At 68.2% G+C, this 20037-nt stretch carries 35 protein-coding genes and 1 tRNA gene; 3 read left to right on the top strand and 33 right to left on the bottom strand.

All coding sequences use genetic code 11. From position 1 onward, the window contains the following. Window positions 1-44: 44 nt before the first annotated feature. The 9 genes from IZR02_RS11155 to IZR02_RS11115 form a co-directional block, all read right to left on the bottom strand. Complete coding sequence (locus tag IZR02_RS11155) at window positions 45-458, bottom strand: hypothetical protein (protein ID WP_217316456.1); 414 nt, start codon at window positions 456-458, stop codon at window positions 45-47. Between the two features lie 125 nt (window positions 459-583). Continuing rightward, window positions 584-949, bottom strand: coding sequence for a hypothetical protein (locus IZR02_RS11150; RefSeq protein WP_217316455.1), 366 nt, complete (start codon window positions 947-949; stop codon window positions 584-586). 9 nt (window positions 950-958) lie between these two features. Further along, complete coding sequence (locus IZR02_RS11145) at window positions 959-1303, bottom strand: hypothetical protein (RefSeq protein ID WP_217316454.1); 345 nt, start codon at window positions 1301-1303, stop codon at window positions 959-961. 10 nt (window positions 1304-1313) lie between these two features. Continuing rightward, on the bottom strand, window positions 1314-1733 hold the full coding sequence (locus IZR02_RS11140; protein ID WP_217316453.1) for a hypothetical protein: 420 nt from the start codon (window positions 1731-1733) through the stop codon (window positions 1314-1316). A 2-nt stretch (window positions 1734-1735) separates the two neighbouring features. After that, window positions 1736-2212, bottom strand: a complete 477-nt coding sequence (locus IZR02_RS11135; protein ID WP_217316452.1) for a Rho termination factor N-terminal domain-containing protein — start codon at window positions 2210-2212, stop codon at window positions 1736-1738. 30 nt (window positions 2213-2242) lie between these two features. Further along, window positions 2243-2303 (bottom strand) — tRNA-OTHER (locus tag IZR02_RS11130). Between the two features lie 48 nt (window positions 2304-2351). Then, entirely contained in the window at window positions 2352-2702 is a 351-nt protein-coding gene (locus tag IZR02_RS11125; RefSeq protein WP_217316451.1) for a hypothetical protein, read from the bottom strand. Between the two features lie 12 nt (window positions 2703-2714). Continuing rightward, window positions 2715-3626, bottom strand: coding sequence for a P22 phage major capsid protein family protein (locus IZR02_RS11120; protein WP_217316450.1), 912 nt, complete (start codon window positions 3624-3626; stop codon window positions 2715-2717). An 18-nt stretch (window positions 3627-3644) separates the two neighbouring features. After that, complete coding sequence (locus IZR02_RS11115; protein ID WP_217316449.1) at window positions 3645-4283, bottom strand: hypothetical protein; 639 nt, start codon at window positions 4281-4283, stop codon at window positions 3645-3647. A 143-nt stretch (window positions 4284-4426) separates the two neighbouring features. Here IZR02_RS11115 and IZR02_RS11110 point away from each other — a divergent pair, with 143 nt between their 5' ends. Further along, window positions 4427-4591 carry a hypothetical protein gene (locus IZR02_RS11110; protein WP_217316448.1) on the top strand — a complete coding sequence of 55 codons (165 nt, stop codon included), beginning with the start codon at window positions 4427-4429 and terminating at the stop codon, window positions 4589-4591. 118 nt (window positions 4592-4709) lie between these two features. Here IZR02_RS11110 and IZR02_RS11105 read toward each other — a convergent pair whose 3' ends face one another. Genes IZR02_RS11105 through IZR02_RS11080 form a run of 6 tightly spaced genes read right to left on the bottom strand, consistent with a single transcriptional unit; the run spans window position 4710 to window position 10018 of the window. Next, window positions 4710-5894, bottom strand: a complete 1185-nt coding sequence (locus IZR02_RS11105; protein WP_217316447.1) for a phage minor capsid protein — start codon at window positions 5892-5894, stop codon at window positions 4710-4712. Window positions 5895-5940: 46 nt separating this feature from the next. Beyond that, a complete protein-coding gene (locus IZR02_RS11100) occupies window positions 5941-6354 on the bottom strand; it encodes a hypothetical protein (protein WP_217316446.1) in 414 nt (137 codons plus the stop codon). 16 nt (window positions 6355-6370) lie between these two features. After that, window positions 6371-6631: a hypothetical protein gene (locus IZR02_RS11095; RefSeq protein WP_217316445.1), complete on the bottom strand. Its 261-nt coding sequence runs from the start codon at window positions 6629-6631 to the stop codon at window positions 6371-6373. Next, on the bottom strand, window positions 6624-8183 hold the full coding sequence (locus IZR02_RS11090; RefSeq protein WP_217316444.1) for a hypothetical protein: 1560 nt from the start codon (window positions 8181-8183) through the stop codon (window positions 6624-6626). The genes IZR02_RS11095 and IZR02_RS11090 overlap by 8 nt, the downstream gene beginning before the upstream one ends. Window positions 8184-8196: 13 nt before the next feature. Next, the gene (locus IZR02_RS11085; RefSeq protein WP_217316443.1) at window positions 8197-9531 is read right to left on the bottom strand and encodes a PBSX family phage terminase large subunit; all 1335 of its coding nucleotides are present in this window, start codon (window positions 9529-9531) and stop codon (window positions 8197-8199) included. Then, entirely contained in the window at window positions 9524-10018 is a 495-nt protein-coding gene (locus tag IZR02_RS11080) for a hypothetical protein (protein ID WP_217316442.1), read from the bottom strand. The genes IZR02_RS11085 and IZR02_RS11080 overlap by 8 nt, the downstream gene beginning before the upstream one ends. A gap of 458 nt (window positions 10019-10476) precedes the next feature. Between IZR02_RS11080 and IZR02_RS11075 the strand changes: the two genes are divergently transcribed. Further along, complete coding sequence (locus IZR02_RS11075; RefSeq protein WP_217316441.1) at window positions 10477-10644, top strand: hypothetical protein; 168 nt, start codon at window positions 10477-10479, stop codon at window positions 10642-10644. Window positions 10645-10767: 123 nt separating this feature from the next. Here IZR02_RS11075 and IZR02_RS11070 read toward each other — a convergent pair whose 3' ends face one another. From IZR02_RS11070 to IZR02_RS11010, 13 genes are all read right to left on the bottom strand, one after another. Further along, a complete protein-coding gene (locus IZR02_RS11070; protein WP_217316440.1) occupies window positions 10768-10977 on the bottom strand; it encodes a helix-turn-helix domain-containing protein in 210 nt (69 codons plus the stop codon). After that, window positions 10970-11341: a hypothetical protein gene (locus IZR02_RS11065; RefSeq protein WP_217316439.1), complete on the bottom strand. Its 372-nt coding sequence runs from the start codon at window positions 11339-11341 to the stop codon at window positions 10970-10972. Before IZR02_RS11065 ends, IZR02_RS11070 begins: the two co-directional genes overlap by 8 nt. Before the next feature lie 28 nt (window positions 11342-11369). Then, the gene (locus IZR02_RS11060; RefSeq protein ID WP_217316438.1) at window positions 11370-11765 is read right to left on the bottom strand and encodes a hypothetical protein; all 396 of its coding nucleotides are present in this window, start codon (window positions 11763-11765) and stop codon (window positions 11370-11372) included. Then, entirely contained in the window at window positions 11762-12367 is a 606-nt protein-coding gene (locus tag IZR02_RS11055) for a hypothetical protein (protein WP_217316437.1), read from the bottom strand. Before IZR02_RS11055 ends, IZR02_RS11060 begins: the two co-directional genes overlap by 4 nt. Further along, window positions 12364-12750 (bottom strand): hypothetical protein, encoded by a 387-nt coding sequence (locus IZR02_RS11050; protein ID WP_217316436.1) that lies wholly within the window; start codon window positions 12748-12750, stop codon window positions 12364-12366. The genes IZR02_RS11055 and IZR02_RS11050 overlap by 4 nt, the downstream gene beginning before the upstream one ends. Continuing rightward, a complete protein-coding gene (locus IZR02_RS11045; RefSeq protein ID WP_217316435.1) occupies window positions 12747-13013 on the bottom strand; it encodes a hypothetical protein in 267 nt (88 codons plus the stop codon). The genes IZR02_RS11050 and IZR02_RS11045 overlap by 4 nt, the downstream gene beginning before the upstream one ends. Further along, window positions 12997-13494: a single-stranded DNA-binding protein gene (locus tag IZR02_RS11040; RefSeq protein WP_217316434.1), complete on the bottom strand. Its 498-nt coding sequence runs from the start codon at window positions 13492-13494 to the stop codon at window positions 12997-12999. Before IZR02_RS11040 ends, IZR02_RS11045 begins: the two co-directional genes overlap by 17 nt. Beyond that, entirely contained in the window at window positions 13494-14096 is a 603-nt protein-coding gene (locus IZR02_RS11035) for a 2'-5' RNA ligase family protein (RefSeq protein WP_217316433.1), read from the bottom strand. The genes IZR02_RS11040 and IZR02_RS11035 overlap by 1 nt, the downstream gene beginning before the upstream one ends. A 2-nt stretch (window positions 14097-14098) precedes the next feature. Further along, the gene (locus tag IZR02_RS11030; protein ID WP_217316432.1) at window positions 14099-14338 is read right to left on the bottom strand and encodes a hypothetical protein; all 240 of its coding nucleotides are present in this window, start codon (window positions 14336-14338) and stop codon (window positions 14099-14101) included. Continuing rightward, window positions 14335-14676 (bottom strand): hypothetical protein, encoded by a 342-nt coding sequence (locus IZR02_RS11025; protein WP_217316431.1) that lies wholly within the window; start codon window positions 14674-14676, stop codon window positions 14335-14337. Before IZR02_RS11025 ends, IZR02_RS11030 begins: the two co-directional genes overlap by 4 nt. Continuing rightward, entirely contained in the window at window positions 14676-15356 is a 681-nt protein-coding gene (locus IZR02_RS11020) for a hypothetical protein (RefSeq protein WP_217316430.1), read from the bottom strand. The genes IZR02_RS11025 and IZR02_RS11020 overlap by 1 nt, the downstream gene beginning before the upstream one ends. After that, entirely contained in the window at window positions 15334-15732 is a 399-nt protein-coding gene (locus IZR02_RS11015) for an HNH endonuclease (RefSeq protein WP_217316429.1), read from the bottom strand. The genes IZR02_RS11020 and IZR02_RS11015 overlap by 23 nt, the downstream gene beginning before the upstream one ends. A gap of 163 nt (window positions 15733-15895) precedes the next feature. Continuing rightward, the gene (locus tag IZR02_RS11010; protein ID WP_217316428.1) at window positions 15896-16717 is read right to left on the bottom strand and encodes a DNA adenine methylase; all 822 of its coding nucleotides are present in this window, start codon (window positions 16715-16717) and stop codon (window positions 15896-15898) included. Window positions 16718-16743: 26 nt separating this feature from the next. On the opposite strand from IZR02_RS11010, the gene IZR02_RS11005 reads away from it, so the two are divergent. After that, window positions 16744-17058: a hypothetical protein gene (locus IZR02_RS11005; protein ID WP_217316427.1), complete on the top strand. Its 315-nt coding sequence runs from the start codon at window positions 16744-16746 to the stop codon at window positions 17056-17058. 5 nt (window positions 17059-17063) lie between these two features. On the opposite strand, the gene IZR02_RS11000 is transcribed toward IZR02_RS11005, so the two are convergent. From IZR02_RS11000 to IZR02_RS10980, 5 genes are read right to left on the bottom strand one after another with little or no spacing between them, the layout of a single operon-like run. Continuing rightward, window positions 17064-17492, bottom strand: coding sequence for an HNH endonuclease signature motif containing protein (locus IZR02_RS11000; RefSeq protein WP_217316426.1), 429 nt, complete (start codon window positions 17490-17492; stop codon window positions 17064-17066). After that, window positions 17489-18313, bottom strand: coding sequence for a recombinase RecT (locus IZR02_RS10995; protein WP_217316425.1), 825 nt, complete (start codon window positions 18311-18313; stop codon window positions 17489-17491). The genes IZR02_RS11000 and IZR02_RS10995 overlap by 4 nt, the downstream gene beginning before the upstream one ends. Further along, on the bottom strand, window positions 18310-19242 hold the full coding sequence (locus IZR02_RS10990; protein ID WP_217316424.1) for a YqaJ viral recombinase family protein: 933 nt from the start codon (window positions 19240-19242) through the stop codon (window positions 18310-18312). The genes IZR02_RS10995 and IZR02_RS10990 overlap by 4 nt, the downstream gene beginning before the upstream one ends. Next, complete coding sequence (locus IZR02_RS10985) at window positions 19239-19580, bottom strand: hypothetical protein (protein WP_217316423.1); 342 nt, start codon at window positions 19578-19580, stop codon at window positions 19239-19241. The genes IZR02_RS10990 and IZR02_RS10985 overlap by 4 nt, the downstream gene beginning before the upstream one ends. Further along, window positions 19577-19822 carry a hypothetical protein gene (locus IZR02_RS10980; protein ID WP_217316422.1) on the bottom strand — a complete coding sequence of 82 codons (246 nt, stop codon included), beginning with the start codon at window positions 19820-19822 and terminating at the stop codon, window positions 19577-19579. The genes IZR02_RS10985 and IZR02_RS10980 overlap by 4 nt, the downstream gene beginning before the upstream one ends. Between the last annotated feature and the right edge of the window lie 215 nt (window positions 19823-20037).

Raw genomic sequence — 20037 nt, 5'->3', positions numbered from 1 at the left:
GCCGTCTCCTTCGGTGGGTGGCTGCCGGGAAGGTCCCGGCGGTTCTACGGGCGGCGCCCGCGGAAGTAGTAGGTCGCGACCGCTGCGGAGCGGCCCTGCGAGTCGGGTTCGAAGTCGTCGCCGGAGAATTCCCACGCCCACGAGATGCCGAGCACGGCGGGCGTGTACTCGGTCTGATCGAGCACGGCGCGGAGGTCAGCGGCCCAGGAGCGGGCGACGAGGATCGAGCCCTTCCGACGCGTGAAGACCTGCGTCCGGTACGTCATGCCAGCGCGGCCGTCAGGTATCGGGCGGAGCGGGGTGAGCAGCGTGAACTCGTCGACGGTCGTCGGCATGATGCCGTCGGTGCGGATGCCACGCTCCGGGATGGTGCCTGCCGGCTGGTAGACCGCGAGGCCGTGATCGTGGAGCAGCTGCGCGAGCGCGCGGTTCAGGACGATCTCGGGTGCATTAGACATCGGACACCCCCAGGCGGCGCGCGGTCTCGGCCCAGATCGCCTCGGATCGTGTGGAAGGTGGGCATGCGCGGGTGAAGTACTCGGGAGAGCCCAGCGGGCCCTCCGCCTCGGCCCAGACTGGAGCGTCAGCCACCGCGTACCTCCTTGCGGATGATGTCGCCGAGCTCGCCCTTGTTCTCGATGAGCGCGGTCTCGACCCACAGTCCTTGCGCCTTCGGGTTCGCGTCCGTGGAGAAGTTGTATTCGGGGTGGTTGTGGAGGCGCGCGGCCTGTGGCGCGTCGACGACGACGTTCGCACCCTCGGTGGGGTCCGTGGCTGGTTCGACCTGGTGCGCGTCACGAAGGTTGCCCTGATCCATCGGGGACAAGTCGACGGCGAGAGCCACACCACGCTCGGCGGCCTTGTTCTCGCCGACGACGAGCCGCTGCAGGATCTTCTCCGTCACCGCGCCGAAGTTGTTCACCATCGAGACCTGCCCACGAACAGCCATGGCGGCCTCCTACTCGAGGTAGATCTCGACGTGCGACGGGGTGCCCGGGTACTCGAAGCGCTGGGAGTCGATCACCGCCGAGGTGCGCTCGCGCGGTGTGCCCTTCCAGACCGTGACGCGAGAGCGCGGCGGGGTGTCGTCTTCGAGGAGAAGGACGACGAACGCCGTCGAGGTGATCTCTTGCCCGCGCGTGGGCGACGTTGCACGGCGGTCGACGACGAGGCGGGTCTTCTGCTCGACGTACGCGGGGCGGTCCTCGCGGAGGTCGCCCCAGATGTCGCCCTCGGCGCCGTCACCCTCGTGCGCGACGATGTCGACCCGGTGGGGGAGGTGCTTCGCTCTCAGACGAGCCACGGCGGACCTCCTACCAGTGGGCGACGGCAGAGCCGGTGAGGCCCGCGTTCGTGAGGATGCTGAGCGCTCGGGTGCCGATGCGGCGCTGCAGGCGCTCGGCGGCAGTGAGGCCGTCCTGGTTCGACGAGGTGGTGCCGAGCGAGACGGAACCGATCTTCACGGCGCCCGCGTTCGCTTCTGCGCCGGTGGGGTCGTCGGTGACGCCCCAGTACTCGACGATCGCGCACGTCGCCTCAGTGAGCGCTTCGGATATCGCCGAGTCGGTGGCGTAACCGTCGTCGTCGGTGGCGTAGACGGCACGGCGGGTGAGGCCCTCGACCTCGATCGACGCCGACCGGAGACGCTTCTCGAGCGCCCCTTCGAGGCCGTCCCAGTCCTCTTCGGCGAGGCGCGCGTAGTCCTGAGGGGTCGCGTAGGTGCGGGTCGCCATGCTTACCCCTCGAAGACAGGCAGGGTCGCGATCGTCTTGCCATCGCCGATCACCGTGCCGTCGACCGTGGTCGCGGTGCCGAACGGCCCGTTCGCGATGTCGGCCTCGTCGACCGGCGGGCCCTCGATGGTCCAGGAGCCGTCGTCGTTGCGGGTCGCGCCGGGGATCGGGGCGGACGTGCTCGCGAGGATCTCCACGATCTCGTCCTTGCGGGCCTTCGCCGGCAGTTCGATGCCCTCGACCTCCGCGATGTCCCGCAGCTGCGGGACGGTGAGCGAGGTGAGGTCGATGATCGGCTCGCCGAGCGCTTCCTGGAAGGGGGCCGCGACCTCGGGGTCGGCCTCGATCGTGTAGCCGTGCTGGCGGAGAGCGAGTTCGCGCTCGGGGTGCAGCGACTCGACGGTGGCGACGCCGTCGCGGAACTCGACGCCGAGGTCGCGCTGGCGGCCGAGCTGCGGGCGGGGGTGGATGATGCGCATGGCGGCCTCCTCAGGCTGTCCGGTGGGTACTGGTCGACACGGCAGGATTCGAACCTGCGCACCGTGGCTCTATCCGCTGAGCTACGTGTCGGTGGTGGTACAGCCCGCCGGACCGGTGTTTGGTCCGGCGGGCTGTCGCTCACGCCTTGGGCGCCGGGGTGCCAGGCTCGGGGAACTTCTGCTCCTTGCCCTCGGCAGAGGGGCCGTCGTCCACCGGCTGACCGGGGACGTGCCGCTCGATCACGCCGAGGATGTCGGGCTTCTTCGAGGCGTCACCGAGAGCGATGTTCTCGCGGTCGGCATACGCCTTGAGCTGGTCGACGGTCCACTTCTCCTCGGGCTTGCCCTTGGGGATCTCGACCGTCTTCTCCTGCTTCGGCGCCTTCCCCTCGGTGTGCTCCCAGCGGGCGACACCCTCGAGGTGAGCGAGCGGCTCGTCGGAGACGACGACCTGCTCGCTCGTGCGGTTCGTGTAGATGTGCGGTGCCACGGTGAGCCTCCCTTACGCCTTGTCGGCGCCCTTGAGCAGGACCGCGCGGTTCGGGTCGAGCGTCTTCACGCCGTACAGCGTGTCGAGCGAGACCACGGTCTGCTTGTACTTGATGTCGTAGTCGTAGACCACGCGGATGCTGATGCCGCGGTACGAGACCACCGCACCGTTCGAGCCGGGGCTGACCGCGAGCGGGGCCGAGGCGTAGGCGAACGCGCTCTTGTGGAACGCCATGCCGACCTCGGTCGTCGGGGCGCCGGTCGCGGGGTTCGCAGCGGGTCCGGCGATGAGGTTCGACTTGAACGTCTCGAAGCCGAAGACGTCGCGGCCGACCGAACCCTGGCGGAGCGCCTCGGTCGAGCCGGACTTGTCGGCCTGCTTGATGAGCTCGTTCTTGAGCCAGGCGTTGTACATGCGCGGTCCGATGATCGCGGCACGCTCCGTCATCGGCACGTCGTGCGTGTCGAGGATCATGCCGGCGTCGGCGAGCACCTCGGGGGTGTCCCATGCGGCGGTCGAGCCGGAGCCGACCTCCTGAGTGATCTCGTCGCGCAGCGACAGGGCCGCGACGTTGACGTGCTTCGCGAGCGCCTGCGTCGCGGGCGTGATCAGCTGCTCGTCGAACGCGCCGATCTCAAGGGTGAGGTCCTCGGCCGTGACCGCGAACGACACATCGGCGATGTGGTCGAGCTTGACCGGGATGGTGTCCTCGGTCGCGTCCTGCAGCTCGATACCGTTTGCACGGTTGAAGATCTTCGCCTCGAAGCTCGCGGGCTTCTTCACGTTGATCGTGTCGCCGACCTTCTGGGAGGTGAACTCCTGCGTGAGGTCGGTGTGGTACAGCGGCATGACGTCCAGCTGGTCGTACAGCGCCGCGAGCGCCCGGCGCGCGATGACGTCGGGGGTGATGAACTGGTTTGCCATGGTGGTGGCCTCTCTGCGCTACTTCGAGCGCTCCTCGAGCCGCTTCTTCCGAAGGGCTTCGATGTCGTCGGGGTCGCCGGACGGCAGACCTCCGCTGGGGGGTGTTTCTCCGCCGCTCCGGGAGGCCACCTGGGTCTTACGGAAGCGGGCGTTGTTGTCGACGGCGTCCTTGATCAGCGCCTCCACCTGGGAGTCGTAGTCGCTGGCACTGGTGTCGAGGGCCACGAGCTTCCGCTGGAAGCTGGTGGAGTCGGTGAGTTCGGTGACGTCTGCGTTCAGATCGCCAGCGAAGCGGAGGACCGCGTTCGTTGCGGTCAGCTCCTTGATGCGGTCGGCCTGCGCGGTGATCGTGTCGTCCTTCTCGCGGATCGACGCGGTCACCTCCTCGGCCGAGGCGGGGGTGTCGTCGGCGACGAGGCCGAGGGACTTCCCGATCTTCTGTGTGAACTCGGCCTGCGCGGTCTGCACGGCCTGCGCGACGGCGTCGGCGGTGCGCTGGTCGGCGGCGGCCTTGTCGGCGCGGAGGCCAGCGATCAGGCTCGCGGCCTTCTCCGGGTCGTACAGGTCGGGGTTGTCACCCCACGGCGGCTTCGGCGGAGCCGGCTGCGGTGCCGGAGGCGTGGGCTGCGGGTTCGGGGTGGGGTCTTCGTCGGGCATGTGGAGCCTCCTGGGTTCCGGTTGGTGACGCACCTGGCGTCCATCCCGCCCTGCGCGGGAAGAAGGGGCCGTGCCGTCGCAGTGCAGGGCCGACGACGGCACGGGGCTTGTAGGGTGGGCACCCCGGATCAGAGGAGATCGAGATGTCATACCGAGATGCGCGCGACCTGGCGAACGAGGCAGCGAAGGACGCCAACGCGGCGAAGAACCTGACCGACGACGCGGACACGCAACGGCTGGCGCTGGCGGTGAACAAGCTGTCGCTCGCGGTGGCGGCGCTCGCGGATCAGATGTACAAGGACGAGTGACAGGTTCCCGGCAGGGGCAGGTCTACCTCGCGCCGAAAGGTGAGCGCGTCGTGAGCAGCCTTCGCGTGGAGCCCGGTGTGACGACCGTTGGTTGCGCGTTGACCCCTGCCGGGATGGTTCAGGATCGCCCGTCGGCGAAGTGGAGCTGCTCGCGGTACGACTGCCGTTTCCGACCCGTCTCGCGGGTGAACTCGCGCAGCTCGGTCTGAGCGTCGGCGATGTCGCGGCGTGCTCGCGCGCGGGACGTGTCGTCCATTGCGGTCGCTTCTCGGCGCTTCGCGGCACGCACCTCGCGCTCAAGTTCGCGGTGCAGCGCCCGCTCCTTCTCCGCGGCCTTGTTGTACTGGAAGTCGGCCTGCGAGATGGACAGCCCGGGGAGGTACGCGGTGAGGCGGTCGCGGCAGTTCGGGTGACCCCAGCCGGCGGCGCGCGCCTGCTCTACCGTCCCGTGGATCGTGATGGTGAGCGTGCGGTCCTGGGTGGCGTGGGGGAGCGTGATCGTGCCCGTCGTGCCGTCCGTCGACAGGACCTTCCCGATCCAGGGCGCGCACTTCCTGCAGGCGTCGAACCCGCCCTGCACAGTCACGAGGTTCAGCCCGGCCTGCTGCATCCGCCACACGCTCGCGTCATTCCACGCACGCGCCGAGGCAGTGCGGCCGGCCATCTCCGCGTAGGCACCGATCGTCCACCGGCGGCCCGACTGGTCCACGAACCCGGTCACGCCGCGGTCGAGGAACCGCTGCACTGCCGTGCGCTGGTTGAGCACGTAGTTCTCGGCGCCGAGAAGCACCCGCGGGGCGGTCTCGGAGATCACCTGCTGGTACACGTCCTGCGGGAAGCGGAGGATGCGCTGCTCGAGCGCCTCCAGCCGCGACGACAGGTCGAGGGTGAGCGCGCCGACCGCCTGTAAAGCCGAGCCCGGGAACACGCGGCCGGGGATGCGGCGGGCGAGCTGAAGCCGTGCCGCGGCCGCCGCCTCGCCCTCCTTCGCTGCGATGTCGATCAGCCACTCGGCGAGGCCCCGGTCGCGGATATCGCGGACGACGTCGCGCGCGAGGTCCTGCAGCGCCCGGTACGCGAGCGCCCGCTCCATCGACAGTTCCTGCGACACCCGCATCCGGGCGACCTCGTCAGCGGCTTCGATGCCCGCGGCCTCCAGGAGGATGATTTGGCGTGCACGGCGCGCGACCTCGGCGAGCATCACGTTCTCGGCGTCCGTGAACCGCTCCGCCAGCTCCCAGCCGAGCAGCTCGATCAGCTCGTCGGCCGGGATGCCGTCGGGGTCGGGGACGTACACCGCCACGGGTCACTCCTTCGGTCAGACCATTTTCGTCACCCGACGAAAATGGTCACTCGTCGGCTGCGGCTGCGAAGATGCCCCAGATCGCGGCGGCGAGTTCGCCCATCAGATGAGCGAAGTCCTCGTTGCCAGAGTGCATGTGATCCTCGAGAGGCTTGCCGTCGTCATAATCGAGCCCGTAGATGTGCTGCGCGGCGTGTGCGGCCTCATGGATGACGATGAGCGGGGAGATGTGTGTCGCCGCGAGGCGGATGATCGCGACCGTCTCGTCCTCGTGCCACTCGCCGTCCGAGCCGATTCGGCTGCGGGTGAAGCCATGGCAGACGCCGACAGCGTGGGCGAATGACTCATCGCGCTTTCCCGACCATTGGCTGTGCCGCGTGGCCGCACCTCGCAGGTGGTTGACGTCGGAGTACAGCCGAACCTCGACGGCACGGGGCTTGCCCGTGACATGAGTTGTCACCAACCATCGACGCGCGCTACTCATCGCCAGCGAACCTCGCTGGGGCCGCCTTCACGAATCTCTCGCGTGTCCATCGCCCGGCGTTGCCCGTGTACACGAACGTGTAGAGCAGGACGCCGACGAGGAAGCCCCACTGCTCGGTAATGAGCGAGTAGGCGAGCCAGGTGATCTGTCCGGCGAGGCCGACGTACCACGCCCACCAGATCTTCCGACCGGCGAGGAAGAAGCAGGCGACGCCGACGATCGTCAGAGCCCAGGACCACCACTGATCACTCATCGTCGCCTCCGGTGAACGTGGCCGGGTCCGGCGCGGTCATGCCCTGCTCCGCCTGGATACGGGCGACTTCCTCGGCGACCGCGGTCTCGTCCCACTCGGGGTGCGCGGCGCGGACCTTCACGAGCGTGGAGATCGCCTTCGCAGCGTCGAGCATCTGAATCGTGCGGGCGTTGCGTTCCGGGTCGACCTGCGACACGTCCGCGAACACCACGTCCGGGAGGCCGTCGATCGTCGCGCCGCCTTTCCCGCGGAACAGGAGACCGTCGATCGCGAGAGCCGTGCGCGCCAGCCGGGACAGTGCCGGGCGGACGTACAGGGCCTTCTTGTCGCGGGTGCGCTCACTGTCGGCCTTGTTGTCCGTGACCTCGGTCGCCGTGCGGGTGATCTGGTCGTGGATGCCGAAGTGCGCCACCGAGTAGCCGGCGGACTGGGCGATCTGCCGCTTCACGGCCTCGATGCCCTTCACGTGCTCCTCGACGCGGAGCGCGAACTGGACCTGCTCGATCGCGTTGCCGTCCTTGCCGCGGTCGAGGCCGCCGTGCGTGGCGAACACCTGCCGGAACGGGTCGAACGACGCGCCCTGCCCGCGACCCGCGGTGTCGAGGTACGACTCGGGGACGATGAGGCGCCCCTGCCCGTTCACGAAGTCGCGGATCAGCGACGACCAGAGGAAGTCGGCCGTGCCGAACAGGTCCTCGATGCCGAAGTAGTCCGACCGGCCGAGGTTCGCGAGCGCGCCCTCACGGTCCCACGTCGGGTTCGGGAGCATGTTCGGGTAGTACTCGCATGTCAACCACGGAACACCGGTCGGGGTGATGATGTCGAGCGTCGCCGCCTCGGGGAGACGGTCGGCGTCCACCTTCGGGGTAATCTTCGCGTAGTGCGCGGTGTCCGGGATCTCGTCGACCGGGACCTGCTCGCCCTTCTCATGCTCGGACCCGCGCCACAGCGAGTACACGATGTACCCGGGGCGGTGCCGTTCGAGGAGCCGATACACCTTGCCCTTCACTGCGTACTCGGTCCACACGGTGACGGCGAACAGCATCCCGTACCGGAACTCAGGGATCGCGCAGTCGGCCCGGTACGAGCGGAACCAGACGTGGTCGCGTACCTCGGCATCCCACGCGACAGCCAGGTAGGTGCCGCCGTGCGCTGCCGCGTACTCGCCGGAGCGGAGCAGTTCGGCGTGGCCCTCGTCGGAGGCGACGATCAGCTCGAGGCGTTCCTGCGCGGCCTTGTTGCCCTTCTCCCAGTCGGGGAGCAGGATCTTCGGGGCCTCAGCGAACAGCAGCTCCGACGACAGCTGCGCCAGGTCGCCAGCAATCGGGATGTGCACGGACGTGCGGTTTTCGCCGGGGACGACGGGACGCCCGAACATGGTCCGGTTGTACGCGCCGACGAGCCCGCCCTGATGGGGAACGCCGTTGTGCACGTGTGTCGCCGCTGGGGAGACGCCAGCGACACGGGTGACGCCCGTGTACAGGCCATCCCACTCCTCGAACTGCGCGAGCGCGGTGTCGAACGGTGCGGGAGGCCAGGGCATCGAGGGCATGGCGTTCGTCCTCTCAGGCGGCGAGCTTCACGTGGTGACGCCAGATCGATTCGGTGGTGACCACGCCATAACGGGCCTGGTCGAGTGAGTGGTCGGCGACCTTGAGCGGCTTGTCCTCGCCTTTGACGGTGGCCTTCGGGTCCCAGGCATAGCCCGGTGCTTCCTGGATGAAACGGGGGCAGCCGCGGTCGGGGTTCTTCTCCGTGGGGCGGGCGACGACGTACTTCCCGGAGCCGAGTAGGGACGCGAGCAGGCGGATGCCGTACAGCACGTCGTTGTCGGCGGGGGTGGAATTCACGCCGTCCTGGTGCAGCTGCACCCGGAATGATGCCGCCGACGGGTCGAGGATCGTGTGTCGCGGCTTGAGGCGCCGGTCGGCGTCGCGGGGCGTGTGCCCGCCCTTCGCGAGCCATGCCCGCAACTGCTCGGACAGCTCGGCGTCGGTGACGGCCTTGTGCGTGACCTTCGAGTCGTACGTCCACTCGTCGACCAGGATGAGGCGCGGAGCCGGGTTGCCCCACTCATCGACCTCGTCGCTGATCCCGAGGATGCCGAACACGGTCGGGTTCGTGGTGCCGTAGTCGCCGGCCGCGCACAGCAGCTCACGCATCGGCGGCAGGTCGTCCCACGGGATCGTGTGCTTCTCGGGGTCCCACATGTCGTAGATCGCGCCCTCAGCTGCAACCCATTCGCCCTGCACGAAGCGGCGGTACCAGAGGCCCGTGAACTCGGACTTGATCTGGCTCTTGTACTCCTCCGACAGCGCCGGGTTGTCGTCGAGGCGGAAGTGCCATGACCGCCACCCGGTGAGCGTCCCACCGATCCGGTCGAGGAACTTCGCCTTGAGCCAGTGCGCAGGGGAGTCGGGGTTCGTCGTGCCGAACAGCTTCGCCTTCGGGGGCGACATGCGGCCGAGGAGCTGGGTGAAGAACTCCTCGGGGATGACGGTGACCTCGTCGACGTAGGCGAGCGCGACCGTCAGACCACGAAGCACCTTCTCGGACTTCGCGTCGGACGCGCCGAGGACATGCACCGTGCGGCCGAGGATGCGCGCTGTCGGTGCGCCAGCCGTGTAGTGCACGAGCCGGGCGAGAGGACCGAACAGCGCCGGATTCATCAGCGGCTCGAACACGTTCCGGTACGCGGAATCACGGGTACGGGCGATCACCACGATCACGCCACCCGACGCGAACAGCACCGCCATGAGGAAGCGCAGCAGGGAAACGATCGTCTTCCCAGACCGGATCGCGCCCTCGAAGATGTTCACGCGGGCCTTCGACTCGCGAAGCGACCGCATCTGCTGCGGGCCGAGAACGTCCGACTTCTCCGCCTCGTCGACGTCACTCATCTTCATTCAGCCCCAGCTCGAGGATCAGGTTCATCAGCATCGACTCGGCCTCGCCGACACCCTGATCGTCGTCGTCCTTGATCAGCTCGCGGGCGTCCTTCAACGCGAGCGACGCGGCACGGTGCAGGTTCAGGATGTCGCCAGTCGGCGCCCGATCCAGCAGGTGCTCGTTGTACTCGTTCTCCTTGCCGCCGAAGCTGAACGCGAGGAACGGCTGATCGATCGCCACGAGATGATCCGCAGCCTTTGCCACGAGCTCGTCGATCAACTCCAGCCGACGCACCTTGAGATCGTGCTGGCGGGCAGCGGTCGCCGACGCCGTCTGAGTCGCGCGATCGAACGACAGGCCAGCGTCACGGGCGATCCCTGACACGGACGACGGGGCGATACCCAACTCGCGGGCCACAGCGTTCCGAGGCGCTCCGCCCTGGATGAGTTCTATCGCGCGTGCGCGTGTAGCGGCTTCGACCGGGCGACCTTGAGCCATGGCGGTCACCTCATCGTGCGCAGCCTGTACGCGTTCGCGGTGGCGCCTGGCCTGATCCGCTGTGGTTCTGGGATGCTGTGGGGATGCTGCAGTTCAGGGTGTGCACTGTGTGTCGGGAGTCGCATGCGCTCCGTAGCGATGGCCGCATGTCGATTCATGAGACGGCTGATGGTGTGCGGTGCGAGGAGCCGGAGAAACGGTCGCCTCGACGCGGCGCGCCGTTCTCGCGGACCAATCCCGGGGAGCGGGAGAGGCGCGCGGCTTTCGGCGCAGCGAGTGAGGCTAAGCGTCGGGCGAATCCGAGACCAGCTGATCGCCGGATCTACGCTGTCGACGGGGTCGAGGTGGTGCGCGGAGGTCTGCCAACGCATGGCCGTCGTCGGTGATGTCCGTGGCCGGTCCTATGCTGTGCGGTACTCGTGCGCAGGGTGCGGGGGTCAGCATGGAGGGAGAAGCAGATGGCAACTTACGACGATGCACGGCGTGCTGTGCACAGTGCCGCGGTGGAGATCATTGAGGACTCGAAGGGGCTGAGCCCGTCGAATCGCGCGAAGATCCTTCGGGATGCAGCGCTGGCTGTTCGCTACGCGGCGGGCGGTCCGCAACCAGGCGGTCACGCGGAGTGACTCACGGCCGAAGCCCCGGTGATCCTCGAGTGAGGGCCGGGGCTTCGTGCTGTGGACAGACTCGTCCTGCTGTTTCCATCGTGACGGCTTTGACGAATTAATGCACGTCGGATGTGTGTCGTGTCATCTGCGTGTCGCGGATCCTCTCGGTCGACCGCGCTTCACCTCGGCCTCGATGCGGGCGACGGCCTTCGACAGGACGAGGGTGACACCGCCGATGCTCTGTCGAGTGGCGAGGCGGCCGGCGTCGATCCACCGGTAGATCTGGCGGACGTTGCGGCCAGCGAGGAACGCGGCCTCCTTGACCGTGACCCACTCCTTCGGCTCAGGCATCGTCGGCTCCTTCCTGCTTCACCGGCACCCACGGCGGGAGGATGCGAGACGCCAAGAAGTAGTCCGGGCCTTCGTCGTCCTCACGCGAGAACTTGTCGACCGTCTTCTGTGCGTACTCTGCGAGCACGGTCTCTTCCCCGATCGGAATGATGTTCCCGTTCTGCGCTCGATAGGCGGCGGAGAACCAGCGCCGGCCTTCCGGTTCCTCGGCTACGACACCAGCCCGCACCTCGGCATCATGAGCAGCCTGCCAGCGGTCGAACGCCTCAACCGCAGACGACCCCGCGACCATGCCCGCGATGACGCGATCGGCGGCCTCGATGAACTCCCGCACCTCCTCCGTGGTTGGCGTGTAGTCGCTCATCGCGCACCCCCAGCAGCACGCAGAGCGGTCACGATGCTTGCTCCTCCATCGTCTTGAACCACCCGGGCAGTGGAACCTTGGCCGCGGTGTGAAGCGCCTCGACGAGATTCGACGCCTCGACGATCTGCTCGTCGAGGACGCCGTACATCGTGCGGACTCGGACGGCGAAGCGGTTGTCGCCGGGATAGACCACGCGGCCGTCAGGGAGCGTGACGGGTGGTCGCTCGACGGGTGTGGCGAGGGGGTCATTTGCTGGGGGCTGTTCCCACCCGATCGCCTTCATCGCGGTGACGAACGCCGTCGCGTCCTTGAGGTACGCCTCCTGCCCCGCGAGGTCGAGGCTGTCCCATGCGGCCGTGCCGTATTCGCGGACGTCGCGGGCGTTCATGTACAGCGCGAGCTGTTCGGTGCTGTGGTCGGTCATGATGCGTTCTCCAGTTCTTCGTACTCGTCCTGGTTCAGCACGTGCCGGCACTCGTCGTTCGAGCACTTCACGGTCACGTGGCCCTCGTACCAGGCGGGCGGGTGCCAGATCATCTGCTGCTGGCATTCGGGGCATCGGACCCGGCGGATCCGGTGAGGGCGTTCCTCGACCTCGTGGGAGCGGTAGGCGCGTTCGGCGGCGGCCGCGAACTGGATGGCGTCGGCGGCGCCGGCCTCGGTCTGCACCCACATCTCCGCGGTGCCCGGTTCGCTGCTCAGGAAGCGTCGGCACTCGTCGAGCGCGAGGTACACGCCCGTGAGGTTCACGTGCCCTTCGGCGGTCGTGCGCACGCCGGCGTTGTCGCGCTGGACGGCCTTTGACATGCCCAACTGCCGGGCCCGGCGGGAGAAGTCGTCCCACCGAGCCAGGGCGTGCTCGACGCGGTCGAAGTGCGACGCGCACAGGAACCCGCGCTCCGCCGACCGCGGGAAGCATCCCCGGCAGTCGTCGCTTGTGCAGGTCTCCAGGTGGACGTCGGCGGCCTTGCACGGTGCGACCGAGGGGACGCCGGGCCACCCCGCGACGCAGAGGATCTGGTTCATACGTGCCTCCGATTCTCGGCATCCCTGGAGATCCTGAGGCGGCGCTGCCCTCGCGACTCGCGCCCTGCGAGCGCTGCCCGCTGATCGAGGAGGATCCGCCACTGAGCGAGCCAGCGCCACCGGGAGCGGCGGCAGAACCGCAGCTGCGCGAACTCATCCTCCGCCTGCCACGGGCCGCCGCTGCCCTTTCCGATGCGATAGACGAGCAGGTGTCGGCGGCAGACGGGGATCAGCCCATCGCGGCCGATCGCGTAGCCGGTCGACGAGTAGGCGAATGTCACTGCTCGTCGTTCGCAGCCACCGCTGTAGCAGGTGCCCGAGGCAACGGGAAGCATCGATCGGGTGTCGAGTTTGAGGCTGCCGCCTCCGATGATCCTTGTCATGCTTCATGTCCTTCGGTCTCGTTGTCGGTATGCGGTTCGTCTTCGAGCGCCTTCTCGAGTTCGGCGGCGCGGGTCATCCACTTCTTGAGTCCGGCGCGGAGTCCGGTTATGCGGGATGCGAGGTCGCGGCCGCGGGGGGTGCGCCGCTGCTCCCGGTTCATCCCGTCGTACTCGTCGATCTGCGCGGCGTACTGGCCGAGCAGCATCCGGGCGGTCGCGAGCTGCGCCTCGAGCGGGCGGCCGTGGTCAGAACGGTGTGTCATCGCCGAACCCTCCCGGTGCCTGCCACGCATCCTGTGCGCCTCCGGCGGGCGTCGTGGCCCATCCGGTGTCCGTCGCGGTTTCCGTGCGGCCGCGGTCCGCCTGGCCGCCCTCCGGCCGTGCTGCACGCGTGACCTGCGCAGTCGCGTACCGGAGCGAGGGGCCGATCTCATCGACCTCCAGCTCGATCGCGATGCGCTGGTTGCCCTCGCGGTCCTGGTAGGAGCGCTGACGCAAACGGCCCTGCGCGATGACGCGCATGCCCTTCGTGAGGCTGCCGGCGGCGTGCTCCGCGAACTCACGCCAGCACGACGCGCGGAGGAACAGCGCCTCCCCGTCGACGTACTCGTTCTTCGCCTTGTCGAAGTTCCGCGGCGTCGACGCGATCGTGAAGTTCGCGACCGGGAGGCCGTTCTGCGTGTACCGCAGCTCGGGGTCGGCGGTCAGGTTGCCGACCACGGTGATCACGGTCTCGCCGGACATCAGTTCACCTCTCCGTAGACGCGCCCGTAGTCGATGCCGGTGACGCGCAACTGCTTCCCGAGCAGCCAGGACTGGGCCTCAGGAATTCCGGCGTAGGTCGCGACCTCGGGCCGCAGGTAGGCGAGCGTGAGATGGGGCTTGTATTCGGCGAACGAGTCGACGTGCGGCAGGACGCTCAGCGCGGCGTTCATCTCGGCGAGTTCGTCGCCGCCGAGGCGCGCGACCAGGCATCCGTACGGGAGATCCGGGTACGGCGACGGGAAGACCTCGATGCCGACGACCTCGACGGACACCTCGCGAGGCCATCCGATGAGGTCGTTGACGATCTCCGTGCGCTCGTGCGCGGCGGTGAGGAGACCGTACTTCGCAGTGACGTGCGCGCTTCGCTCGGCGACAGGGCCCTGTACCCAGTGACGGAAGTCACCGTCGGGTGCATAGACGTAGTCGCTCTCGACGATGCGAACGCCCCAGCTCTGCCTGTCCAGCTGTTGGCGGACTTCGAGCGGGTCGAAGGTCAGGCCGACGAATCCGAGCGTCTTGACGTCGACGCCGATGGAAGCGAGCGTCTCCTCGCGCCCAACGAACTGGTTCGTGTTGCTCATGGTCAGTTCTCCTCGTCGGTCGTAACGGTGTCGGGGTGTCCGAGCGTCTGGTGGTTCGTCGGCGTGGCGAGGGCCTCGCGCACGGTGTCGATGTCGATGAAGCCGCTGATGAGCAGCTGCTCCGCCTGCCGCACGAGCGTCGTCTTCTGGGTCTGGGCGCTCGCGCCTTTCCGCAGCTCGCCGGCGACGGCGTCGCGGATCTTCATGAACTCCCCGACGGGGATCTGCGTGTCCTTGCTCACGATGCGTTCCTTTCTGCGCGGTCGCGCATGTTCTGTTCTCTGACTTCGGTGGCGTACTTCGCCGCCCACGCCTTGGCCGTCTTCTCGGTGATGCCGAACGGAGCCCCGGCCTCAGCCCAGGAGCGCCCGAAGCGGCGGTCGGTCGTGATCTCTTCGCCGGCGGCGGTCGTGTAGCCGCTGTGTCGGCCGGACCTCAGCCGGCGGCCGCCCTGCTTCGTCGGCGCGAGCAGCTGGGCGATGCGCTGAGTGGTTGTGATGCCCCGGGCCTCGGCCTCTGCGCGCAGCGTCGCGAAGACGTCGAGGGGGACGAGGACCTTCACCGGCAGGTAGCCGTCCATCAGGCGACCTCCGCCCGGTACTCGCACCGTGTGCACGTGCCGTCGGGCAGCAGCGTGTGCTTCCCGTCGGGGCACCGGGCACCGGGGACGACCGTGAACGGGATCGGTGCGGACTTCATCGCCGCACCGGAGAGCGTGTACGCCATCCGCGCGTCACCGCATGCTCGGCATGCCTTCCCGCCGGGGCCGTTGGGCTGGTGCTTCTCGCAGAAGGGGGAGCGCGCCTCGCGCGTCCCCTCTACGTCAGTAGAGGGGAGGTCGGGTCGGGTCGGGTCGGGTCGGGTCGGGGGTTGCGAACTCACGCCGTCGGTCACGTCGTATGTCACGCGTGACTCACCCTGTGACCGACTGCGCTTCTCGTCCCGTGACGCACGCGCACGGCGCTGACGATCCCGCGCCTCCTCCCGGCGCTTCTTCACCGTCTCGGACGTCTCCTGGTACTCCGCCCAGTCGTGGAACCGCCATCCGTCGCCGTCGACCATCCACAGCTGCGCGGCGACCAGCTCGGCCGCCGCCTCAGCGGTGCCGACGAGGCGGAGCACAGGCCGGGCGATCAGCCCATCGGTGAGGTGCTGGCACGAGTACGCTCCCGCCCGGACCCACAGCGTCACCGCCGCGTCGGACAGCATCGCCGTCTTCGGGTGCGACCAGAACCCGTCATCGACCTTGAACCACGTCACGGTCGGGCCTCCCTTCGCTGATGTGTCGCCGCTCGGTCGCGGAGACGAGATAGAACCGCTCGCCGTCGAGGTACTCCACCGGCGTCTCGCGTGACCGCTGCAGGGTCTTCGCGTTCGTGGAGTCCTTCCGCACCCACAGGCCGCGCTCCTCAAGCTCCATGAGCGTCAGCCCGCCGGCGTCCGCCTTCGCGCCGTTGCAGAGCGTGCAGGCCGCGACGAGGTTCGCCGGGTCGTCGAGGATCGTGGACCCGCCGGAGCCGCGGTTCGCGCGGTGGTCCGTCGTCTGCGCCTCACCGCTGCAGCCTGGCAGGGCCAGGAGGCAGAACCCGCCGTCACGCTCGATGACGGCCTTCTTCGTCGCCATGGTCACGGTCATCGCTTCGTCTCCTCTCGGTGGCAGTGGCACGCCAGCGGGTGGGTGGCGGGCAGGTGGTCTCGGACGGTCGAGTGACCGAGCGGTGTCCAGCAGCAGCGGCGCCGGCACGGCGTGCGCACTTCGCGGGGATGGGTGTCCGGGGCGGCGCCCCACGGCAGATTCCTCACGTCCTCACCTCGTCGTGCCACAGGAAGTTCCCGACAGGGCGGTTCGCCCAGACGACTTCGACGACGTCGCGGTCGACGGCGTTGTCGGATCGGGCGCTGATCTGGACCTGGTGCCAGTCGCCGAACAGTTCGTCGTACAGTTCGGAGGCGTAGCCGGAGAGCATCACGGATGCGCTGCACGCTCGCAGCACCCGGGCCATCTCGCGGTGATCGCCTTCGGTCATCTCGTGCGTGTAGCGCGCGCCTCGTCGCGTCGAGTGAACGTACGGCGGATCGACGTAGAGCAGGTTGTCGGCGTGAGCCCCGTACTTCTTGATCACCTCGAGCGCCGGGCGGCTCTCGAGGGAGACGTTCAGAAGTCGTTCCGCCGCGGGAAGAAGCCGACGACGGTACGCGCTCATGTACGTCGCGAACGATGCGTTCGTTCCGCGAGGGTCGGCGTAGAACCGCCAACCGGTGCGCTTCATCGTTCGCGATCGCCCCTGCGTCAACATGACCCAGACCTGACGTGCGAGCTCGAGGTCCGTCTCAGCGTCCAGTCGCGCGGCGCGCTCGAGCTCCTCGCGGGAGTGCGGCGTGCACTCCGCAACGTGGAGCAGCTCCTCTGGACGGTCGCGCAGCACTCGCCAGAACGTCATGAGGCGTTCGTCGAGATCGTTGACGACCTCGATCTTCGACTCGGGCTTCGCCAGTAAGACGGAGAGCGACCCGGCGTAGGGCTCGATGTACCCGATGTGCGCAGGCATCAGCGCGACGAGTTGCTCCGCGATCTGCTGCTTCGCACCGAAGTACTGCACCGGCGACTTGAGCGCGCTCATCGGGTCACCCCCGATAGAGTGCCGGCATGAAGCGCATCTACTACGGCAGCCTGACCATCGACGTCTCCGACGAGACCGCGAAGATCTTGCTCCAACTCGCTGAGGAATCCTTCGGCAATATCCGCCGCTCCGGTCAGTCGGCCTTCGCCGTCGGTTATGCCGAACAGGTCACGGTCACTGGCTACCTCGGTGACGCAGAGAACATCACGGACGTCACGCTGGTTCTGAGCAACGGCGTCAGCCTCGCTGTCGCGCCGGTCGCCAGTAAGTACGACCGGCCGAACGACGAGATGACGCTCCCCCAACTTGAGGCCCAGCTGCGGGAGTACCACAGCAACTGAGAGGTTCATGCCGCTGCTCCGATCTGGTGGCTTCGGGCGTACTTTGCGACGCGTGCGCGGATGCATGTCCGGCAGTCGCGGTGCCCGTCGGGCCTGATGTAGGTGTTCTCGGGCGTGTAGTCGTGACCGTTGACGCACGAGACCTGCGCGCGCGAACGCCTGCGAGCGTTCTCCGCGCGGGTGACGGGCTCCAGGTGGTCCGGGTTCACGCACAGCGGTACCCGGCAGAGGTGGTCCAGCTCGAGGCCGCGCGCGATCGTGCGGCCGAGGGCGGCCCAGACGTGCCGGTGCGCGGTCGTCCCGCCCGACTTGCCATACCCCTTCCACACGGGCCCGATCCACAGCCAGCACCCGGCGGTGATTTGGATGCGGTGCCACGGCACGCGACGGCGGCCACGTGACCGCGCGGGCGTAGGGATGTCGACGATGGTCATCGCTGCGCCGCCTCGTCCTCGGCCTGCTCCTCCGGGGTGCGGGACATGGGGTCCTGCTCCCGCACGACGAACTTGTCCGGTTCGTCGTCGAGACGTGTGACCTGCACCTCGTCGACGCCCTTGAGGTGCTGCACCTTCGCCTCGTCGGCCTCGAGCGCTCGGCCGAGGTCGGTCGACTTCGGGAGGAACTTCGCGAGCGCGCGGACGGCGGTCTTCTTGACCATCTCGTCCTCGTTGGTCTTCCACGGGGTGGACTGCCAGTACGACGGGCGCCGGTCGATGACCTGCGTGCGGGTGAGGTACACCCAGGTGGTTCCGCCGCCGCGCATCTTCGCGGTCGCGACGACGCCGATCCACGGGCGGGACTCCTCGAAGTCCTTCGGCGTCCAGTCGTAGAACATGCCACGCTCGGAGTTCCCGCCGTAGGCGAAGTCGTCACCCTCACGGACGAGGAACGCCTGCACGTTCAGCACGTACTCGGAGCGCAGCGCGAGCTTGATCATGCCCTGGTACCCGATGATCGGAAGGCAGATCTGCCGGCCGTGGTCCTTCCGCGGGGTGAGGTAGAACTCGCCGAGGCCGGAGCCGATCTCCAGGCGCAGCTGCGCGGCGAGCATGACGCCGCCGAGGAGGGTCTTCGGGTCGGCGTTCATCAGGTCGGGGGACTTCCCGATTTCGGAGAGCACCGCGCGCACGAACGCGTCGGAGTTCATGGCCCCGCCAAGTTGACGCTCGATCGCGGGCAGCTGCGCCTCGACGAGGTCCTTCATCGTCGGCTGGGTCTTCGCCGCGGCGGCCGCGGTGGACAGGTCCTTCGTCACTTGCTCTGCTCCTTCTGCTTCGTGGCGCGGAGCACGCGGAACGGCGCGCCCGTGCGGGTGTACTTCGCGGCGAGGCGCGGGTGATCGAGGGCGAAGCCCTCACGGTCGAACCCGACCCGGCCCTTCTGCTGCTTCCACGTGCCGACCTTCCGGCCGTCGCGGGTGAGGGTGTCGGCCGAGCCGACGTACTGTGCGAATGCGACCTTGAGGGCGTCCCGTTCTTCCTCCTGCGCCTTGATGTCGCTGTTGAGGACCTGGATCCGCTCGAAGGTCTCGAACGCCCGGTCTGAGAGCTCCACGGGGCGGTCGACCGTGCTGACCTCGTTGACCTCCGCGATGGTCGACGGCGGCGGCGGGTCGCCGGCCTGGACGCGCGCCCAGAGGTCGCGGGCGGCGGGGATCAGGTGTTCACGGATGAACCGGTCATCGCGGTCCTCCCAGAACAGGCGGAACTCCCGCCCGCCGATCCACACGACGACGGCGGCACGGCGTGTGCCGGCGACGAGCATCTCGCCCTGCACCTGCACACGGATGTCGGTCGGGATCCCGTCATCCCACTTGTGCCCGGTGTAGTGGTGCGCCGTTTTGAACTGCCACGTTGTGAACGGATCTTCGCTAACGCGATCGAACGACGCGTGCAGGAACGGGTACTCGACCGAGCGGGCCATGAACGCCGGCCGCAGCGCGACGTCGAGGCCGGAGAACTGGTGCACCCACTTCTCGATGATGTGCTCGGACTCGTGACCGATGAAGGACAGCAGCTCGTCGAACGGGCGATCGATTCCCTGCTTGTGCTTGTACACGTCGAGCGGGGTTGCATAGGGGGAGAGGTTCATCGCGGCGGCGAGTTCGGACGCGCCGATGCTGCTGCGCCGCTCCTGCTCCCACTCCGGAGTGTCCGGCTGGACGTGAACGACGTCGAAAGTCATGCCGCACCTCCGAGGTCTTCCTCCTCGGCGCGGTACAACGCTTCCTCGGCGGCATCGCGGCGGCGGAGCGCTGCGCTGAGGGCGTCCTCGGCGTTGATGACATCGGTACGGGCGATGGAGAGACGGTGCCGAGCGGTGTCCAGGTCGGAAGCCATGTCGGGGGCCTTTCGAGAGTTCGGATCGGACCGGGCGAACGTGCCGAAGGTCCAGAGGATGAAGATGAAGAGGGCTGCGAAGACAGCGGTGAGCATGGTGGAGAGCCAGCCGCGTGAGGCGAATGTCAGGCCGATGAGGCAGATCGCGGCCCAGAGGATTGCGATCCAGCGGAGGAGGATCACGTGATCGCCTCCGTCCACTCGTGGCCGCATCCGGCGAGCGGGCACTGGACGTCGACGAAGACCGGGTCGGGGCCGTCGATGACGAGCGCGCCGACCGTGCGATCGCAGCTCGGGCAGACCGTCTCGAGGAACGCGCCCGTAAGGTCGACGGCCTCGGCGCGCTGCTCGGCGACCTGCTTCGCAGCACCGAACACGTCGGACTCCGCGATCTCCTGGATGAACGGAGCGGCGTCGTAGCTCATGACGCAATTCCCGAGTGGCGGTGGAGCCGAGCCGCAGCGACGGTGCCGACAGCACCGGCCCCCGTCACCATGTCGACGTGACCGCCGACCGTCCATCCGAGGGCGAACCCTGCGACGGAAATCGAGAGCCAGAAGGCGACACGGAGCCACGGGGACGCGACCGGGGCAGCGGTCCCCACCGTGTCCCGGTCGGCCTTGCCGGAAGCGCCAGCCGG

It is taken from the genome of Microbacterium paraoxydans, assembly GCF_019056515.1.
GTDB lineage: Bacteria > Actinomycetota > Actinomycetes > Actinomycetales > Microbacteriaceae > Microbacterium.
Note: the sequence above shows the minus strand (reverse complement) of the source record. Positions and strands in the feature narration are given on the sequence as shown.

Bases quoted from the DNA above. Each gene is read 5' to 3' on its own strand.
- IZR02_RS11010 (WP_217316428.1), bottom strand. From the start codon at position 16,717: ATGAGCGCGCTCAAGTCGCCGGTGCAGTACTTCGGTGCGAAGCAGCAG.
- IZR02_RS11045 (WP_217316435.1), bottom strand. From the start codon at position 13,013: ATGACACACCGTTCTGACCACGGCCGCCCGCTCGAGGCGCAGCTCGCG.
- IZR02_RS11060 (WP_217316438.1), bottom strand. From the start codon at position 11,765: ATGACCGACCACAGCACCGAACAGCTCGCGCTGTACATGAACGCCCGC.
- IZR02_RS11075 (WP_217316441.1), top strand. From the start codon at position 10,477: ATGGCAACTTACGACGATGCACGGCGTGCTGTGCACAGTGCCGCGGTG.
- IZR02_RS11115 (WP_217316449.1), bottom strand. From the start codon at position 4,283: ATGCCCGACGAAGACCCCACCCCGAACCCGCAGCCCACGCCTCCGGCA.
- IZR02_RS11015 (WP_217316429.1), bottom strand. From the start codon at position 15,732: ATGACCGTGACCATGGCGACGAAGAAGGCCGTCATCGAGCGTGACGGC.
- IZR02_RS11025 (WP_217316431.1), bottom strand. From the start codon at position 14,676: ATGGACGGCTACCTGCCGGTGAAGGTCCTCGTCCCCCTCGACGTCTTC.
- IZR02_RS10990 (WP_217316424.1), bottom strand. From the start codon at position 19,242: ATGACTTTCGACGTCGTTCACGTCCAGCCGGACACTCCGGAGTGGGAG.
- IZR02_RS11135 (WP_217316452.1), bottom strand. From the start codon at position 2,212: ATGCGCATCATCCACCCCCGCCCGCAGCTCGGCCGCCAGCGCGACCTC.
- IZR02_RS11040 (WP_217316434.1), bottom strand. From the start codon at position 13,494: ATGTCCGGCGAGACCGTGATCACCGTGGTCGGCAACCTGACCGCCGAC.
- IZR02_RS11000 (WP_217316426.1), bottom strand. From the start codon at position 17,492: ATGACCATCGTCGACATCCCTACGCCCGCGCGGTCACGTGGCCGCCGT.
- IZR02_RS10980 (WP_217316422.1), bottom strand. From the start codon at position 19,822: ATGAGCTACGACGCCGCTCCGTTCATCCAGGAGATCGCGGAGTCCGAC.
- IZR02_RS11080 (WP_217316442.1), bottom strand. From the start codon at position 10,018: ATGGCTCAAGGTCGCCCGGTCGAAGCCGCTACACGCGCACGCGCGATA.
- IZR02_RS11070 (WP_217316440.1), bottom strand. From the start codon at position 10,977: ATGCCTGAGCCGAAGGAGTGGGTCACGGTCAAGGAGGCCGCGTTCCTC.
- IZR02_RS11140 (WP_217316453.1), bottom strand. From the start codon at position 1,733: ATGGCGACCCGCACCTACGCGACCCCTCAGGACTACGCGCGCCTCGCC.
- IZR02_RS11120 (WP_217316450.1), bottom strand. From the start codon at position 3,626: ATGGCAAACCAGTTCATCACCCCCGACGTCATCGCGCGCCGGGCGCTC.
- IZR02_RS11055 (WP_217316437.1), bottom strand. From the start codon at position 12,367: ATGAACCAGATCCTCTGCGTCGCGGGGTGGCCCGGCGTCCCCTCGGTC.
- IZR02_RS11005 (WP_217316427.1), top strand. From the start codon at position 16,744: ATGAAGCGCATCTACTACGGCAGCCTGACCATCGACGTCTCCGACGAG.
- IZR02_RS11155 (WP_217316456.1), bottom strand. From the start codon at position 458: ATGTCTAATGCACCCGAGATCGTCCTGAACCGCGCGCTCGCGCAGCTG.
- IZR02_RS11090 (WP_217316444.1), bottom strand. From the start codon at position 8,183: ATGCCCTCGATGCCCTGGCCTCCCGCACCGTTCGACACCGCGCTCGCG.
- IZR02_RS11035 (WP_217316433.1), bottom strand. From the start codon at position 14,096: ATGAGCAACACGAACCAGTTCGTTGGGCGCGAGGAGACGCTCGCTTCC.
- IZR02_RS11065 (WP_217316439.1), bottom strand. From the start codon at position 11,341: ATGAGCGACTACACGCCAACCACGGAGGAGGTGCGGGAGTTCATCGAG.
- IZR02_RS11095 (WP_217316445.1), bottom strand. From the start codon at position 6,631: ATGAGTGATCAGTGGTGGTCCTGGGCTCTGACGATCGTCGGCGTCGCC.
- IZR02_RS11085 (WP_217316443.1), bottom strand. From the start codon at position 9,531: ATGAGTGACGTCGACGAGGCGGAGAAGTCGGACGTTCTCGGCCCGCAG.
- IZR02_RS11150 (WP_217316455.1), bottom strand. From the start codon at position 949: ATGGCTGTTCGTGGGCAGGTCTCGATGGTGAACAACTTCGGCGCGGTG.
- IZR02_RS11110 (WP_217316448.1), top strand. From the start codon at position 4,427: ATGTCATACCGAGATGCGCGCGACCTGGCGAACGAGGCAGCGAAGGAC.
- IZR02_RS11050 (WP_217316436.1), bottom strand. From the start codon at position 12,750: ATGACAAGGATCATCGGAGGCGGCAGCCTCAAACTCGACACCCGATCG.